Genomic DNA, 16,410 nt, shown 5'->3' on the forward strand with positions numbered 1-16,410 from the left:
AAAAAAGCGCTTGAGAATTTTGCTTACTCAAGCGCTTTTCCGTAAAAGCTTATACCAACTCACTCGTTTGATGCAACATTTGAAATCTGCAACACTCCCTAAGGAGGGAGTATTACGAGGATAACTTGTGACAAACATGTGGTGAAATGGTATCACTCCTTGCACTAACTAAGAATATCTCTTTTGTCAGAATACCGGGGATCTAGTGAGTGACACTTTATGAACTGAACACTAGTTAAAAACGACTCACCGTGAATAGTAACTAAGGAGACTAAGCACGATTGTAGCAATTTTGTAAATATAGTATAAAAACTTATAGTTTATTACTACCCGCTGTCGATATTGCTTACTACTAAGTGCAGTATCAAAAAGTGCAGCAATTAGTAGCATAGATATCTCAACTTCTGCGTCAAATTAGTCGCTATCAAATAACCTAGAAAAGGCTTGGATATTGGTATCAAAGCGATTTTGACTCAAATAAATCATAAACGAAGGTATTGTTTAGAGAATGGCAACCCAAGAACAAATCTTTGACCCAAATAGATTGAAAAGTTTGGGTTGGGTATCTTTTATCTCTTAGCAAACGGTAACATCCAAGTCTTCTGTATAGTGTAGGGAGTTACTTCTTTCATGGAAGCAAAACACAACTTTTTCAGCGATAATTACCGCAATGTTCAAAACGATTTCGCGTTTTTCTATAAAAACAACTGAGGTGGATTATGGGTAGATTTTAAGAATTTATCGTACCTATGCCTCATCTAGATAGATGTTTCATCCTTGGCTAAAATAGCCGTTCGCCTACGAGCAGACACCTTAACCTGGCGTCTAGGTGTGTGGTAAGATTGCCTGGAACAGAGGTTTTATCTGAGTTGGAGTCTGGTATAAATTGCAAAGGTCAAGCTGACCGATCGTTAACTCCCACGATACTTTTCCTATGAATTTGGAAAATATACAACAATGCAGGTGACAATCTGAGTGGAATTTATAGATGAATATCTAGGATTTGCTATCAGACTTAACCAACTTCCCACAATTTTGACTTTTATTTGACTTTTAGGATAGACACATGAACGATAAGCTGATGCTGATGATTCCAGGCCCTACACCGGTGCCAGAAGCTGCCTTACTGGCATTAGCCAAGCATCCGATTGGGCATCGTACTAGTGAATTTAGCAACATATTGGCAGAGGTGACAGAAAACCTCAAGTGGCTGCACCAAACTCAAAGTGATGTGCTGACGCTGAATGTCAGTGGTACGGGTGCTGTAGAAGCGGGAATAATTAATTTTCTTTCTCCAGGCGATCGCATTTTAGTTGGTTCTAATGGTAAATTTGGCGAACGCTGGGTAGAAGTCGGTCAAGCCTACGGTTTGAATGTAGAAGAAGTTAAGGTGGAATGGGGAAAACCCTTAGACCCCGCAGTATTTGCCGAAAAACTCCAAGCAGATACCCAAAAGCAAATCAAAGCCGTAATTATTACCCACAGTGAAACCTCGACGGGTGTGTTGAATGACTTAGAAACCATCAACCGCCACGTTAAAGAACACGGTGAAGCTTTAATTATCGTTGATGCCGTTACTAGCTTGGGTGCATTCAATCTACCCGTAGATGCTTGGGGCTTGGATATCGTCGCTTCTGGTTCCCAAAAAGGTTATATGATTCCGCCGGGATTGGGTTTTGTTTCTGTCAGTGCCAAAGCTTGGGAAGCTTACAAAACTGCGAAGCTACCAAAATATTATTTGGATTTAGGCAAATATCGCAAAGCCACAGCCAAAAATACAACTCCATTTACTCCGCCTGTGAACTTGATCGTAGCGTTACACACCACGTTGCGAATCATGAAAGAGGAAGGCTTGGAATCAATATTTGCTCGACACGAACGGCTGAAAAATGCTACTCGCGCTGCCATAAAAGGGTTAAATTTACCTTTGCTTGCAGCAGATAATTCTGCTAGTCCGGCGATTACAGCTGTAGCACCACAAGGAATTGAACCCGATAAAATTCGGTCATTGATGAAAAAACGCTTTGATATTGCCCTAGCTGGTGGTCAAGATCATTTGAGCAATAAAATTTTCCGTATTGGTCACTTGGGTTTTGTGAGCGATCGCGATATCCTTAGCTGTATTGCATCCTTAGAAGTTACCCTCACAGAACTTGGCTACGAAGATTTCACCCCTGGTTCTGGCATAGCAGCAGCAGTTAAAGTGTTTAGTCAGTCCTGAGTAATAAATCAAAAGAGCGAGTTAAATTATCAACTCGCTCTTTTGATTTGTATATAGAGTAGAAACCTTTGCATAAGGTAGAGTTGATGTCACATACCTCAATCCTTTTAAATAACACCAAGTTGCCCTAGATAGTATTATTTGCTTTGAAGAAAGTCGTACTGTATCTTTGACACCAAACAAGACTAACTTTGGCAACTTAGTATCATCCAAAATTGGCATAAATAGTATTGTTTGAGATTTTGCTAATATGCATTTGGTAGAAACTTTTAAGTCAAAGTCTAAAAACTACAAGCCAAAATTGCTATAACCTACGCCGTCTCTAGCCAATCATAAATTTGTTCTAATTGCTCTAGAGTAACTAACCCATATTGCCAAAGAATCATTGCCAAAGGACCTGGGTCTTGCTCCCGATGCCGAAGTGCCACCGCTAGTGATGCTGTGGAAATTGCCAAATCTTCTTGCAAAAAATGAATCAGCCGAGAATATTTTGATGGTGACATTTGTATCTCACCTCCTTGTGCAGAATGTATTGTCATATATCAGTTCACCATTACTCGGTAGACAGTAGCTAGTATTTCATCTGTGACTGTGCCGTTTTCGGCCATACACCCCAGCACAGTTTTTGTTAATCCGCCTTCAACAGAGGCTTCCTATAGATGGTCTGAGAAATAAAATTCTCATACAAATCATTCGTTAGCTTATTAAGCAGTATTTTTACTTAATTAAATTGGCTTCATCTTATTTACCTTTGTGTTTTATTTAATTACACAGGTAGTAATAAAGATTCCATAGCCTATACTCTCTTATTGGCGACTATTTACACTTACGCCCAAGGGAATATTTTTGAGACTAAACCTGAAAACTGCGATTTCCGGTTTGAGACAGTAGAATTTTACATTATTACCACAGTTTTTAAATAGTAGCGTTACAAGTGCTATTTGACCACATACAGTGACATTTTTTACAAAAAAAACATATATTTCGACCGTATAGGCTCTCAACCGAGTAATTACCCAAGTTTTTATCTCCGCAAAGCACTAAAGTTTCAAAACTCAATTTTGAGAATATCGCCCACTTTCAACTTCAATTCGGCAGCTCTTCCAGAACGAAGTTCAATCACCTTATCGATTGGTGTATTGGGGCCATAGGTAGGACAAGGCTCACTTGTACAAGGAGGCGCAGCAGCCTGAATATATTTAACTACACCTTTATGTAGAAATACCATGTCCAGGGGTACAGGTACATTCTTCATCCAGAAACTGACTGGTTGTGCTGAAGGGAATCCAAACAGCATCCCCCGGTCATCTGGTAAAGCTGGTCGATACATCAACCCCATCGCTTGCTGTTGTGGCGTCTGCGCTACCTCTAATTGAATCGTTGTACCATTCGGCACAATGGCTTTAGCGGAAATTGGTAGTTTTTGACCTAAACTCTCTGGTGCTGGAGTTTTAGAATCAGAGGTGGGGCTAGGAGATTTAGCAGTTGTTGGCACAGAACAACCCATCAGAAAAATACTCAGCACTATCGAGAGCAAACTTAGCCGACGAGTCATATAGCTTTTCGATTTTGTTATTTAGACTTCAATTTTACAGTGTTGTAGGCAGAAAAACCCCTTGGCTGGAAGGCACTAGCACCCAAATTTACATTCCCAATCCGAAACTGGGAATGAGGCAAGGAGATAGGCAAACTCCCGCTATAGTATACTAGGATTCTCTTAAAACGTACCCTACGCCTCGCACTGTTTGAATCAGGCGCTTTTGACCTTCATCTTCGATTTTTAACCGCAAGTAACGGATGTACACTTCAATTACATTTGACTCACCCAGAAAGTCGTAACCCCAAACATTTTCTAGAATTTGTTCGCGGGTTAATACCTCACGGGGATGTTCCATTAAGAATTTTAATAGTTCAAATTCCTTCATTGTCAGGTCAATTGGTCGCCCGTTGTGTATGGCACGGCGAGTTGCTATGTCTAAAATTAAATCCCCAAAGCGTAATTGCTCTGTGGTATCTACATCGGGTTTTAAGTAGAGGCGAATCAACTTCAAAAAGTCTTCTGAGCGGTAAGGTTTGAGGATATAATCATCCGCTCCAGCTTCTAGACAAGCTACACGATCGTCAACTGTATCCCTTGCCATTAAAATCAATACAGGCGATCGCATACCAGTGCTTCTCATATTTTTGCACAGTGAGAGTCCTGATTCTCCTGCTAGCATCCGGTCTAAAACAATTAAAGCAGGTTGGCGATCGCGACAGTGTTGTAAACCACTCGTTGCGTCATGAGCCAAAATTGATTCATAACCGGCCTCTTGCAAATCGCAAGAAAGCTGATTTGCAAGGCTCTCATCGGTTTCAATCACCAAAACACAAGGACTTTGAGCAACTGTCATAACAATTTGGGATATTGGATTTGGGATTGTAAAGATATTCCAAAGAAAATTTTTACATCAGTTATAAAGTGCAATTACGAGCTTTTAGTGATGTAGCAATCCTGATTTGACGCGATGTTAAGGATGTTTTAGCACGTTCAGGTGTCAGCTATCGAATTCTCGGATGCAATCTTAATAACTAACTCCAAATTCCATATCCATACCAGTAATTCTGGAAGGAAATCAGCTTTCTTGGGCATGAGGCATAGTAGCAGAGGAGAAGTTACACTAAGTTTTTCCCCTCTGCCCCTCTGCTTCTTGTGCCCAATGCCCAATGCCCAATGCCCAATGCCCAATGCCCAACGCTCAATAACTATGGCAATTCTACCGAAGTTGGTTTAGCGATATGTGGCAGACCCCAACCTAATTTTTCTCGCAAAATTCGGAAAAACTCAGGCGGTTGCAGGCGAATAAATCGGGCACTATATTGCGATCGCTCCATATATACTCGATCTTCTGGTAAGATATAGCACCCTCCATTACCATCTACTACCATTACCAGCCGAGGAATATTGACTGGGTAGATATTGACCGATTCAGTATCTGGAAAGACCAATGCTCTAGAAGCTAGGGAATGAGGACAAATGGGTACTAATTGTAAAACAGGTACGCCAGGAGTCACCACCGGGCCACCAGCACTCAATGAGTAAGCTGTAGAACCAGTAGGCGTGGAAACAATCACACCATCTGCGGCAATATCTACTGGCGCATGATGCCCTATGGCAATTTCAAAATGGCACATAGAGGTCAAAGGTTCCCGGTGTAGCACCATTTCATTCAGGCATAGGGCTTCCCATAGCACTGAATCATCCCGAAACACTTTGACATTGAGCATTGCTCGTTCTTCAATTTCATACTCACCTGCCATTGCCTGTTCTAGTGCTTGAGGCAATTGATTCAGGAAAGTTTCCGTCAAAAATCCCATGTGGCCGGTATTCACTGTTAACAGTGGAATACCACAAGGGGCTACTTGACGAGACGCTGCGAGAACAGTGCCGTCTCCCCCTAATACCACTGCAAACTCCATATCTGAATCAAAACCAGGGGGTGTCAGACCGTCAATGGGGGTGTGGCACACAGGACTCTCCGGGTTAGGGTAGCCCAATATCCCACCGATACTCGATGTGATACATACATTCCAACCGGCTGCGGTTAGCTTGTCTTTCAACTCAATAGCGACACGGCCCGCTATCGGTTTAACGTCATTGTAGATAATGCCTGCTTTCGGCACACTCAAATATCCAAGTTTAGGCGATGCTCTGTATTATGTAATCGTTACACATTTTGGTCATGTAGTCATTAATCTAGGTCAAATATCCAGAGTCTAGGGTTTTACGACTAATGTCTGTTTCGTAATGACTATTGACTATTAGCTTTTGAAGATTGCTTAAAAGGAGTTTTTTTAGGTTTCTGTTTTTTATTTTTATTTTTCTGGTAGTCTACCTCTTTGAGTTTCTTCATTATTCGGCTGAAGTACTCTTGGAGATAACTTTCTAGGGTTGTGGTTTGTTGCGGATCTAAACCAAACACTGTGTATACTTCATCCATTGAAGCATTTAACTGTTTACCACTAGCCAATACTTCTGTAAACGCCAGCCTGTCTGCTACATTCCATCCCCACTGAAAGAACCGCATTATGCCCCGCACAGCACGCAGTAAGTTTATTGGCATCCGCGTTACTCTGGCATCTTTTCCAGATAAGCGTTCGCACAGGTTGATTATTTCTTCTGCACTCCATGCACGAGTACCGACTACAGGAAAAGCTTGGTTTTCTGTTTCTGGTACACTCAATGCTCGGATTGCAAACTTAGCAATGTCCTGAGTGTCCATATAGGCGATGGGAGAAGAATTACCTGTTACCCAAACTGGCTGTCCTTCCAGAATGGGAATCCCATACTGACCAATTAAACCTTGCATAAACCCAGCTAGCCGCAAGATGGTATAATTCAACCCTGACTCAGCCAAGAATAGTTCTGTACACCGCTTAATTTCCATTAGCGGCACTTCTGGGTATTTATCAGCATCTAAAATTGAAAAGAAGATAAAATGCTCGACACCCGCGGCTTTTGCTGCTTGAATCAATGCTACTTTGCCTTCCCAGTCTACTTGTTTGATACTTAGTGAATCTGTAGGGCGAGAGGTTGAGGCATCAATAACTTGGGTTACACCAACTAAAGCTTCCGCTAGGGTATCGGGGTAACGTAAATTTCCAGGGACGAGTTCTGCTCCCCATTCTTTAAGGAAAGCTGCTTTTTTACTGCTGCGGACAAGACAGCGTACTTTATATCCCTCATCGATAGCACGACGAGCCACTTGTCTTCCTAAGGTGCCAGTGGCACCGACGATTAATAAAGTCATCAGGGTTGTAATAAATTTTAATGTTTTATGAAAAGAATGTTATCAGAATAACCTATGCAAACAAAAGTTTACATCTTTTCTCAGAAAATCAATTTATTTGGATGGACTCATGAAAAAATAGCTGTCCGATTAACGGACAAGCTTTTTTCTCATTTCGATGAAAAAGGGAGTAGGGAGTAGGGAATGGGGAGAATAATAAGTCTTGTACAGACGCGATTAATCGCGTCTGTACTTCTAACTCAGCACGGGCTAAACCTTAGCTTTCCGCTAACAGCACTCAATTATTCTTCTGTGCCTTGAATTTTCAGTAACAACGCGCCTAAGCCCCAGCCTACGAAGATTAAACCGAAAGACAATAGAGCTGCATTCAAAATTTCGCCGCCCATTAGTGTGATTCTCCTTATGCAAATTGGTGTGTAAACTAGGTCTACCAGAAGCTTTTCAACAGTTGCTAGGATTAGACCTGTGTAAACAATTTTAAACTAGTTTAGCAGCTAATCCTTACTGGCTTGGGGGGTAATCCCCATTCTTGGTAGAAGGGAAGATGGGTAAATTGGAACATTTTGATGATAATAATTATGAAGAATTTTTATGTATCAAAATAATCAAGGTGGTTTAATAAATTTTGTGAAAAAGAATCGTCCGCGTTTGGCGCTGACGCTCGGAGATCCGGCAGGAATTGGGCCGGAGGTGATTTTGAAAGCTTTAGCCGATCCAGAAATTCATCAAAAATATGACGTTACAGTAGTGGGTAACGGAGATTTGCTGGCACAGATTTATTACAAACTGAATTTAACTGAGAATTTAGTAGCTTTGGCAAATCCAGATGAGTTGTCAGTCAGCGATGTGCAGTTGGATGGAAAAATTAAAGATCGAATTATTTCAGGAATAGGTAATGCAGCCAGTGGTGCAGCTAGTTTTGCGTATATGGAATATGCGATCGCTCAAACACTGGCTGGTAAATTTGATGCTATTGTCACAGGGCCGATCGCTAAATCTGCTTGGAAGGCCGCAGGATATAATTATCCAGGGCAAACAGAACTTTTGGCACAAAAATCAGGTGTTGACCGTTTTGGGATGTTATTTGTAGCGCGATCGCCTCATACTAATTGGACACTCCGCGCCTTACTAGCCACCACACATATTCCCCTACGTCAAGTAGCCGATGTGTTGACACCGCAGTTATTGACACAAAAACTGGATTTGCTGGTGGAGTGTTTAGAGAAAGATTTTGGTATATATAGAGGGAGAATTGCGATCGCAGGTTTGAATCCCCACAGTGGCGAACAGGGACAACTTGGACATGAAGAACAAGATTGGTTAATTCCCTGGTTGGAGCAAGAGCGTCAAAATCGACCGCAATTGCAGTTAGATGGGCCGATACCGCCAGATACAATGTGGGTTAAACCTGGTCAAGCTTGGTATGGAAATTCTTTAGTACAAAATCCTGCTGATGGCTACTTAGCACTTTACCACGACCAAGGCTTAATTCCGGTGAAGCTGATGGCATTCGATCGGGCAGTTAATACTTCTATTGGTCTTCCTTTCGTTCGCACTTCACCCGATCATGGAACAGCGTTTGATATTGCGGGTAGGGGAATTGCTGATGCTACGAGTATGAAAGCAGCAATACATTTAGCCGCTGAGTTAGTTAGTCAAAGATTGGCTAAGAAAAATATAGCACAAGCCAACGTGGTTAGGACATTAACAGATGATAAAACTTAGACACAACAAGACTTTTCACCCAATCCCCAGCGATGCACTGAGCTTGTCGAAGTGTCACCAGTCCCCAGTCCCTTGCTATAATAAATAATCTTTAAGTGCAGCTTTGCTTAAAATCTTCAAGACACGACCAAATCAGTTCTGAATATGGTTCAGTTAAGCATTTCTTTTTTATTTCAGTGTTATTTGCACTTTTGTGGTAGCCATAAAAACTAGTATTCTAGTCGGGTGCTTCAAACTTATAACCATAGCCTCGCACAGTTTTGATAAACTCCGGTATGCTGGGGTCGACTTCCATCTTTTTGCGAAGTTGACCAATATGTACATCAACTACCCGGCCATCTCCTACATAGTCGCAACCCCAGATTTTTTGGATTAGCTGTGGACGACTCCAAGCTTGATTAGGATGACTTGCCAAAAAATGTAAGATATTAAATTCTAGTGCTGTTAAAGGAAGAGTTTTATCATTAAGTGTTACCTCGCGGCCTTCTGGATTAATTACTAGCTGCTTGAAAACGATACGTTGTGTTGGGGAGGGATTGATGTAGCGTATCCGCCTCAAAAGAGCTTCTACTCTAACTTCAACTTCTGCAAGACTAAATGGTTTAGTCATGAAATCATCAGCACCTGCGCTTAAGATTTTAATTTTATCAGCCTCGTCAGTCCTACTAGTCAGTATTAGCACTAAAACATTAGTACGACTCTGCATTTCTTGGCAAAGGCTATAACCAGTAACATCCGGCAAATTCCAATCCAGAATTACTAAAGCTGGGTTGAATTGCTCAAACAATGATAAAGCAGTCCTACCATCTGCTGCCGACTCTATTTGATATTTCCGACTTAAAAAACGATAGACAAGATTTCGGACGCCGAAGTCGTCATCAACGATCAGAATTTTGGGAGTAGTAGTAGTAGCAGTAACCATAACCATAATGCTATCTATTGTAGATTGGGCGATTTGCTGTTGTGCCAGCTTTACGTGTTTCTGTTGAGTACCACCGCTACTGTAGTACTTGTGTACATTTAATTTTCCATGAAGCCGATCGCAACCTCAGCCACGATAGTGCCAATAAAATTTATAATTATGGCATGATTTTTGCATAATTTTGAATTTGTATTGTATAATGTTAAATTTTTACGTTTGGAATAAGTGTAATTAAAAGCCATCTCCGTAACCGCAAATAGTCAAAAGACACATCCAGAAGCGACGGTAATTGCTACAAATTTAAAAGAGTAATGCACTCCCTGGTTAATTAGGTCTCTACAAAGGCTGAGAAACTAACTTATCAGCCAATCTAGATTCTCAACTCTTACTTACTCGACTGTACTATAACCAATAGGTATGTTCTCTTGAAGAAGGTCTACGAAAATCTACCCTGGTGCATTTACATGTAGCTGCCCTCTTAAGCATATACTATACTACAAGTTTCAGCCTGAGCTATGACAAAAAGACTGAAAGCATCACCAGAAGGTATATAGGGCGTCAAAACCAGCTTTAACAGACAAAAACAATAGCAACAAGAATTGCTCTAGCAATATTATGATGTCAATAACTTGCTAGGAGCTTGTTTCAATAGTACTGCTGACAGCAGAATTAAGAAGTAAAACACCCTTTGTATTTGGGTAAGTATCTAGGCAGAAATAAATTTAAAGTTTGTAGTAAGGACTTTAGTCCTAATAATCCTTGCTCTGAGCAATAAAATGCTCACTACAAACTAGGAGTTTATTTTATATTTAATTATGTCTGCCTACTTAACAGATTTAACTTATGTACCTCACAAACTTCTAATCTGCTGTATATAACTCTACAAGTTTGGCAGGAAATGAGGAGATATTATTATTAGCGATCGCTGTTAGTAAAAAGGTATCAATTACTATTTTATTGCTAAATATTTTTTATTTAAAACTAATATTTTATCGATTGATGAGGAATTCAGTAAAATCTCAAATATCTAAATAACTAAAATATCAAAAAAAGATAAACTTCAAATATATTAAATTAGATTTAAAGAAAATATTGTCTATTCATACTCTCAAAGGGCATTATTTACAATTGATTAATTGGTTGATTTTCGGAAAAATACTCGTCTATCTGAGGAGAGAGTTTGAAAATATTCATACCAGAGAAAGATCAATTGAATATCTTCAGTTCGCTAAATTACTATTAACATCGTCAACAAGGAAAAATTATGGTTAATAACTTAGTCGGCGGCATCATTCCTCCACAACCACCAATAGAAGCACAAACTGATGCTCATATCCTAAAGAGTCGTCTGGAATGGGGCGAACCAGCTTTTACAATCCTGGATGTGCGCGATCGCGCTACCTTCAACGAAGGTCACATCATGGGGGCAATGCCAATGCCAGCAGATGAATTGGTAGAGCGTGCAGTAGCTTCTTTAGATAAGAGCCGTGACATTTACCTTTACGGTGATAATGAACAAGACACTGCCCAAGCCGCACAACAACTGCGTTCTAATGGATTTGAGCATGTCTCCCAACTCAAAGGTGGTCTTGGCGCATGGAAGGCGATCGGCGGCCCAACAGAAGGTATTGTTGAATCAAAAACTGCCGCAGGTGCAGATGAGTACAATGTTGTAGATCGGCTAAAAAACCACGAAGAAAATCTGCAAAAGGGCGGTACTAGCGTCACGGATTCCATTAAACAGGGAGCAAGTAACCTTAAGGAAGGCATTCAAGAAGGAGCAAGTAACCTTAAGGAAGGCATTCAAGAGCAAGCAAGTAACCTCAAGGAAGGCGCTCAAGAGCAAGCAAGTAAGCTCAAGGAAGGCGCTCAAGAGCAAGCAAGTAACCTCAAGGAAGGCGCTCAAGAGCAAGCAAGTAACCTCAAGGAAGGCATTAGTGAATCTACTTCTAGAGACAGCAATGATTCCAATGTTGGCTCTTAGGTAAAAAATACAGCAGAATTCAGAATTCGGGAGCAAAGCCAAAGACGCTCCGCCAAGGCGTCAGAATCCAAAAGTAAAAGAGGCTTTATATATACCTGGCTTTGAGACTAACCTTTGTATATTCCACTAACTTGAAATCTGCTGTAATTTAGTATAAGGGTTTGTAGTAAGCACTTTAGTGCCTGGGAAAAAATAACGACTTTAGTACTTACTACGAACCTGCTTATCTATCAATTTCAACTTGACATATAACTAGTAGGAATTGACGATCAATAAAAATTTATTGTCACTATTCCCTATTCGATTAGTGTTCAAATAGATCCTTGAATTGCAATAAATCTAAGGAAACTATAGTTGGTAGAAACTCAAAACATTCTTGAGCAATTTGCCAACGTTCTTCTCGTTTCAGCATTTGTATTAACTTCTGCTGCACACTAAGTAAATAGCGTACATCGTTGGCAGCATAGCTTAGTTGAGCTTCAGATAAGCTAACGGCGTTACCCCAATCAGAACTTTGAGAGCTTTTATCTAGTTCCACTTGTTCTAACTCTTGTACCACGTCTTTGAGTCCGTGGCGATTTGTGTAAGTACGGGCTAATTTACTGGCAATTTTAGTGCAAAAAATTGGCCGTACCTGAATACCCAGATTGGCTCGCAAAGTGGCCAAGTCAAATCTAGCAAAGTGAAACACTTTCACGACATTGACTGCTTCCAAGAGTTTTTTTAAGTTGGGGGCGTCAGCTTGTCCTTTAGCTATGCGGATTGCAGTTACTTTCCCTTCAAGATTGCACAGCTGGACGAGACACAAGCGATCGCGCAACGGCAGCAATCCCATCGTTTCTGTATCAACTGCGATCGCTGTAGATTCTAAATACTCGCTAAGGGCTGCGTCACTGAGATCGCGATCGCTCACCTGAAAATCTAGTAATGTCATCAATTGTTCAAAAATAATAGCAGTGTCCAGCAGAAAAAAGTCTTGTCAGACACTACATTATTATTGTGCAAAAAAATCAAAAATTAAATCTACCTAGTGCGAAAAAACATCTGTGTTAGGTAGACTTCGCCTTGATTATTAGTAGCAACGCCAATTCCAGTCAAGTTGTAATTTCCTTTAAGATTCTTTAGGTGTCCGGGACTTTTGATCCAACCAGTAACAGCTTCCTCTACGGGGTTGCTATATCCCCGGTTAAAAGCAACATTTTCTGCTGCACTGTTGTAGCGAATCGGAATAGCTTTGACTCGCCCTTCAAATCCCTGATGGCTAAATGGGGTTTTACCTTTAGCCATATTTTGACTATGAATTCTTGCCTGTCGAGTTAAATTTGCATTTAAAGTCAACTTTGGCAGCCCTTTAGAAGCCCGATATCGATTAATTTGGTCAAATACTGATTTTTCTAGCTCAGTAGTTTTAAAAGTAGGAGTCGATATTGCAACTTGACTAGAAAAAAGCGACAACAGCTTATTACGGGTGGATGTATTCGTAGAAGTATGATTTGGTATCGGAGCAGTCGTTAATCCACTAGCAAGGACAAGCGCACTTAAAGCGATGCCAAAAGCAGTTTGTCGGAACATGGAGAATTGCGTAATGTGTAGAGATATAAGACTTCTACTCTACCCTATTGTTCCAAGGATATATACCACAATACTATTAAGTAATGATGAATTTCGGCAATTTGGCTACATCCTTTACAAGTAACACAAACAATAATTTCCAATTGTCAGTACTTCAATAGGTCAACTTCATGAAAATCATGGTTAATTTGGCTAATAATTTCAGATTTTCATGAATTATCTAGCAAAAGCTTTACTAACAGGTTAAAGTCTGGGGAATTTACGAAAAAACCTAAACTTTACCAAATCTAACGCTATGTACAATTTTTACTCAAACCTAATCTCCTTGCCTAACAATCAGAAATAGGTAAAATTCAAAGCCTCTCTCTTTTTGCAGGCTATCCATTAGTCACATCTTTCTTTACAATCTTGACACGCTCGGTGTGTGGCATACTTGACAAGTTAGCTCTTAATCTTCTCGCTAAAAGTAGGTTTTTATTGGGAATTAACGACGAACGAATCAGGGTTATAAAAAACGTGAGTGAATACTCTCACAAATTTTGAAAAAGATCCGGGTAATGGATAGCTCTTTGCAGGAGAGAGCAATGGAAGTTAGGTCAGAATATTAAGTTGCACATCGCGTCCAACCTATTGGCGAATGAACATTTGTGTGAAGTAGATTGCGCCTTGACTGTTTTTAGCAACACCAATCCCCGTCAGATTATAATTACCTCTGATATTAGCAAGATGCCCTGGACTTTTGAGCCAGCCTTGAACAGCCATTGTGGCAGGATCGCCATATCCCTGGTTGTAAGCGACATTTTCAGCAGCCGATCTGTAAGAAACACCGGTTGCATTAAGACGTTGTGAAAATCCATTATGTCCAAAGGGAACAGTACCATTAGCCATGTTCTTACTGTGAAGCCTAACTTGATTATCCATAGCAGAATTACGAGTTAGCGCTGGTAGCCCTTGGGAAACTCTGTAGTTATTGATTTGGTTAAAAATCGACTGTTCTAGAGCAGCAATATCCGTACTAGATGCTGCAATTTGATTAGTATTATTCGATACGTTTGAAGACACAGGCGTACAAGTTGGATTTGTTACAGAAGTAGCGATCGCTCCACTACTGAGAGCAAGAGTGCCTAAAACAACGCTGTAAACTATTTGTTTGATCATTTGTTTTCAGTAAAGTTTTAGACAATGTAACCAATGAATATCAATGTGACAAATTGCTTATAAGTCTAAATTGCTTTAATTGTGGGCTTTTTTGCTCAAAAACTACTAGTAAACGTTTAACTGCATGATTTAACGCAAAATCATTACTATTTAATCAATATTTGTCTTCTACCATTAGTATGATTCTTTTTATTCAAGATTCCGCATTTAAACTGTTATATAGTGTAATTACTAGACTTTTTTGAATTTATGAGTTCTAGATTATGCTTATTCATCTTCATAAATTCAGCTATTTTACTGTACCTAAGTATATTAAATAGCTTATTTATATGATAAAAACAGTAAAAACCGATTGTGAAAGTTGAATATGCGGAATGTCGCATAAAAAATGGCTGGATTTATTCAGCCATTTTTCTACGTAATTTTAACTAGCTTTATTTCAAGGTTTCTACCTCTTCCTGTATCACACGCAACACCCGTGCAATATATTCTGCACGCCACTGTTCCCGTTCCTTGGTTACTTTGACATCCGGTTCGTAAGCTTCAATTTCACTAGTCGATAAAATACCTTTCACCTCTAGCAATCGTTCGATGGTGTCTAGCCGCTCATGCAGCACGGACACCTCACCAGTCAAGGCCATGACGATCGCTAACAATTTATCAGTTTGCGGATTTTCTAAGTAAACAGGTCGTTTACCCTTGGCTATTTTTGTCATCCTGATACCAATTCTCCAAAAATAAGACTAGACATACAAAATGAGGAAAGCCAGAAAAAATCTGACTTTCCCAATTACAAATTATTGTCTTCGTAGCAGGCCATAGCCTATTACGAATTACAAAATTTTCTCTGCTTACTTAGTTGCAGCAACCACAAACCACGTGCCTTGGGTGGCTGAGTTACGATTTTGAAACATACCATTAGTTTCTTTTGCTTTCCATGCCCCATTCGGGACAAATTTCTCGAATGTCTTATCTGCTGCAAAACCAGCCTCAGTAACTAGCGGCACCAAATCTAAATCGCGTACAGCACTCCAGAAAGGTTCGTTGTTGTTAGCGGTTTCCCAATCATAAATAAACTGTGTATAAACATCCATGTGACGATAAAGGGGTGCTTCTAGATGAATCATCATGCCACCAGGAGCCAGTAGACGATAAGACTCTTGCATAACTTTACGCACAGATGACGGAGGGATTTCATGCAGCAAAATGTGAGAAACCACTAAATCAAATGATTCATCAGGGAAGTTAGTATGTTCGGCATTTTGCTGAGAGAAGTGTACTCGTTTTCCCAAGGCTTCGGCTCTTGCATGAGCATAACGCAGTATAGATGCGCCTATATCTATAGCATGGACTTCTGCATCTGGGAAACCATCGACATAAGGTAATGTGCTATTGCCAATAGAACATCCCATATCGAGGATTTTTCTCGGTCGAAAGTTGGGAAACTCTGCTAAAAGGTAGTTTTGGACTAAAGATAGCCCCATATCATCGTTGAGCGGCCCCAACCAACCTAGTCCATAAACGTAAGCGCCGCGATCGTAGGTTGCACCGGCTGCGACATCATCAGCAGTGAATTCACCGTGATATCCTCCGGGCATACAGTGAATGTCTACAGCCTTTTGATAAGCAGGTATTTGAAAATTTGGATCGAGTGTTAAAGTACCCAGTTCACCACCCTTATTTTTGGCGCGCTCAATCAACTCAGGCAGTTCTCTGTCAACGTTGGCATTTACAGCATCCCATAACATTTCCTGGTTGATGCGCTTCAGGGCACTAGTCCAGCGATAGTAGGGTTCGTGCTGCATTACTTCCCGAATTTCATAACGATTTTCGGGAGGGCGCTGATGTTCTTGTTCAAACTTCGGCTTGGCTAGTTTTTCATAAATTTCTTTATTACCAGGAGTGACATTCTTGAAAATGTGCATTTTCATAGTTTGCACAAAGTTTTGGCGTGCCAACTCGTCGTGAGTAGGTTGCGGTAACATTGGGTGTTGGAATTGTTGAGCCATGATTGCTTCCTCCCAAAAATTTGAGCTAT

15 protein-coding genes and 1 pseudogene are annotated in these 16,410 nt (G+C 40.5%); 4 read left to right on the forward strand and 12 right to left on the reverse strand.

All coding sequences use genetic code 11. From position 1 onward, the window contains the following. Positions 1-1,066 precede the first annotated feature (1,066 nt). The gene (locus tag RMZ95_RS10065) at positions 1,067-2,221 is read left to right on the forward strand and encodes an alanine--glyoxylate aminotransferase family protein (RefSeq protein ID WP_322671398.1); all 1,155 of its coding nucleotides are present in this window, start codon (positions 1,067-1,069) and stop codon (positions 2,219-2,221) included. 311 nt (positions 2,222-2,532) lie between these two features. Here the strand turns inward: RMZ95_RS10065 and RMZ95_RS10070 are convergent, their stop codons facing one another. The 6 genes from RMZ95_RS10070 to RMZ95_RS10095 form a co-directional block, all read right to left on the reverse strand. Beyond that, positions 2,533-2,760, reverse strand: a complete 228-nt coding sequence (locus tag RMZ95_RS10070; protein WP_292736094.1) for a DUF2949 domain-containing protein — start codon at positions 2,758-2,760, stop codon at positions 2,533-2,535. 509 nt (positions 2,761-3,269) lie between these two features. Continuing rightward, positions 3,270-3,776, reverse strand: a complete 507-nt coding sequence (locus RMZ95_RS10075; protein WP_322686806.1) for a DUF192 domain-containing protein — start codon at positions 3,774-3,776, stop codon at positions 3,270-3,272. A 151-nt stretch (positions 3,777-3,927) separates the two neighbouring features. Further along, positions 3,928-4,614, reverse strand: a complete 687-nt coding sequence (gene nblR, locus RMZ95_RS10080) for a response regulator transcription factor NblR (RefSeq protein WP_099103317.1) — start codon at positions 4,612-4,614, stop codon at positions 3,928-3,930. A 352-nt stretch (positions 4,615-4,966) separates the two neighbouring features. Next, a complete protein-coding gene (locus RMZ95_RS10085) occupies positions 4,967-5,884 on the reverse strand; it encodes an NAD(+) kinase (protein ID WP_094352564.1) in 918 nt (305 codons plus the stop codon). 128 nt (positions 5,885-6,012) lie between these two features. After that, positions 6,013-7,011 (reverse strand): SDR family oxidoreductase, encoded by a 999-nt coding sequence (locus RMZ95_RS10090; RefSeq protein WP_322686805.1) that lies wholly within the window; start codon positions 7,009-7,011, stop codon positions 6,013-6,015. A 281-nt stretch (positions 7,012-7,292) separates the two neighbouring features. Beyond that, the gene (locus RMZ95_RS10095; RefSeq protein ID WP_094344256.1) at positions 7,293-7,397 is read right to left on the reverse strand and encodes a PetM family cytochrome b6-f complex subunit 7; all 105 of its coding nucleotides are present in this window, start codon (positions 7,395-7,397) and stop codon (positions 7,293-7,295) included. Between the two features lie 205 nt (positions 7,398-7,602). Here RMZ95_RS10095 and pdxA point away from each other — a divergent pair, with 205 nt between their 5' ends. Further along, positions 7,603-8,736: a 4-hydroxythreonine-4-phosphate dehydrogenase PdxA gene (gene pdxA, locus RMZ95_RS10100; protein WP_322686804.1), complete on the forward strand. Its 1,134-nt coding sequence runs from the start codon at positions 7,603-7,605 to the stop codon at positions 8,734-8,736. Between the two features lie 217 nt (positions 8,737-8,953). Here the strand turns inward: pdxA and RMZ95_RS10105 are convergent, their stop codons facing one another. Beyond that, positions 8,954-9,658, reverse strand: coding sequence for a response regulator transcription factor (locus RMZ95_RS10105; RefSeq protein ID WP_322686803.1), 705 nt, complete (start codon positions 9,656-9,658; stop codon positions 8,954-8,956). A 41-nt stretch (positions 9,659-9,699) separates the two neighbouring features. Here RMZ95_RS10105 and RMZ95_RS10110 point away from each other — a divergent pair, with 41 nt between their 5' ends. Both RMZ95_RS10110 and RMZ95_RS10115 read left to right on the forward strand, forming a co-directional pair. Further along, a complete protein-coding gene (locus RMZ95_RS10110; RefSeq protein WP_322672490.1) occupies positions 9,700-9,837 on the forward strand; it encodes a hypothetical protein in 138 nt (45 codons plus the stop codon). 1,085 nt (positions 9,838-10,922) lie between these two features. Next, positions 10,923-11,369, forward strand: a pseudogene (locus RMZ95_RS10115) (rhodanese-like domain-containing protein); the annotation flags it as partial. Between the two features lie 577 nt (positions 11,370-11,946). Here the strand turns inward: RMZ95_RS10115 and RMZ95_RS10120 are convergent. From RMZ95_RS10120 to RMZ95_RS10140, 5 genes are all read right to left on the reverse strand, one after another. Beyond that, positions 11,947-12,576, reverse strand: a complete 630-nt coding sequence (locus tag RMZ95_RS10120) for a ribonuclease H-like domain-containing protein (protein ID WP_322672489.1) — start codon at positions 12,574-12,576, stop codon at positions 11,947-11,949. Positions 12,577-12,665: 89 nt separating this feature from the next. Beyond that, complete coding sequence (locus tag RMZ95_RS10125; protein WP_322672488.1) at positions 12,666-13,214, reverse strand: CAP domain-containing protein; 549 nt, start codon at positions 13,212-13,214, stop codon at positions 12,666-12,668. 627 nt (positions 13,215-13,841) lie between these two features. Next, positions 13,842-14,372, reverse strand: a complete 531-nt coding sequence (locus tag RMZ95_RS10130) for a CAP domain-containing protein (protein WP_322686802.1) — start codon at positions 14,370-14,372, stop codon at positions 13,842-13,844. Positions 14,373-14,806: 434 nt separating this feature from the next. Further along, positions 14,807-15,088, reverse strand: coding sequence for a hypothetical protein (locus RMZ95_RS10135; protein WP_322672486.1), 282 nt, complete (start codon positions 15,086-15,088; stop codon positions 14,807-14,809). A gap of 135 nt (positions 15,089-15,223) precedes the next feature. Then, a complete protein-coding gene (locus tag RMZ95_RS10140) occupies positions 15,224-16,381 on the reverse strand; it encodes a class I SAM-dependent methyltransferase (RefSeq protein WP_322686801.1) in 1,158 nt (385 codons plus the stop codon). Between the last annotated feature and the right edge of the window lie 29 nt (positions 16,382-16,410).

Source organism: Nostoc sp. DedQUE07, assembly GCF_034530975.2.
Lineage (GTDB): Bacteria > Cyanobacteriota > Cyanobacteriia > Cyanobacteriales > Nostocaceae > Nostoc.

Excerpts from the sequence above, each read along its gene's own strand:
- RMZ95_RS10095 (WP_094344256.1), bottom strand. The coding sequence starts at position 7,397 with ATGGGCGGCGAAATTTTGAATGCAGCTCTATTGTCTTTCGGTTTAATC.
- RMZ95_RS10070 (WP_292736094.1), bottom strand. The coding sequence starts at position 2,760 with ATGACAATACATTCTGCACAAGGAGGTGAGATACAAATGTCACCATCA.
- RMZ95_RS10065 (WP_322671398.1), top strand. The coding sequence starts at position 1,067 with ATGAACGATAAGCTGATGCTGATGATTCCAGGCCCTACACCGGTGCCA.
- RMZ95_RS10130 (WP_322686802.1), bottom strand. The coding sequence starts at position 14,372 with ATGATCAAACAAATAGTTTACAGCGTTGTTTTAGGCACTCTTGCTCTC.
- RMZ95_RS10105 (WP_322686803.1), bottom strand. The coding sequence starts at position 9,658 with ATGGTTACTGCTACTACTACTACTCCCAAAATTCTGATCGTTGATGAC.
- RMZ95_RS10075 (WP_322686806.1), bottom strand. The coding sequence starts at position 3,776 with ATGACTCGTCGGCTAAGTTTGCTCTCGATAGTGCTGAGTATTTTTCTG.
- RMZ95_RS10120 (WP_322672489.1), bottom strand. The coding sequence starts at position 12,576 with ATGACATTACTAGATTTTCAGGTGAGCGATCGCGATCTCAGTGACGCA.
- pdxA (WP_322686804.1), top strand. The coding sequence starts at position 7,603 with ATGTATCAAAATAATCAAGGTGGTTTAATAAATTTTGTGAAAAAGAAT.
- RMZ95_RS10135 (WP_322672486.1), bottom strand. The coding sequence starts at position 15,088 with ATGACAAAAATAGCCAAGGGTAAACGACCTGTTTACTTAGAAAATCCG.
- RMZ95_RS10140 (WP_322686801.1), bottom strand. The coding sequence starts at position 16,381 with ATGGCTCAACAATTCCAACACCCAATGTTACCGCAACCTACTCACGAC.
- RMZ95_RS10125 (WP_322672488.1), bottom strand. The coding sequence starts at position 13,214 with ATGTTCCGACAAACTGCTTTTGGCATCGCTTTAAGTGCGCTTGTCCTT.
- RMZ95_RS10090 (WP_322686805.1), bottom strand. The coding sequence starts at position 7,011 with ATGACTTTATTAATCGTCGGTGCCACTGGCACCTTAGGAAGACAAGTG.
- nblR (WP_099103317.1), bottom strand. The coding sequence starts at position 4,614 with ATGACAGTTGCTCAAAGTCCTTGTGTTTTGGTGATTGAAACCGATGAG.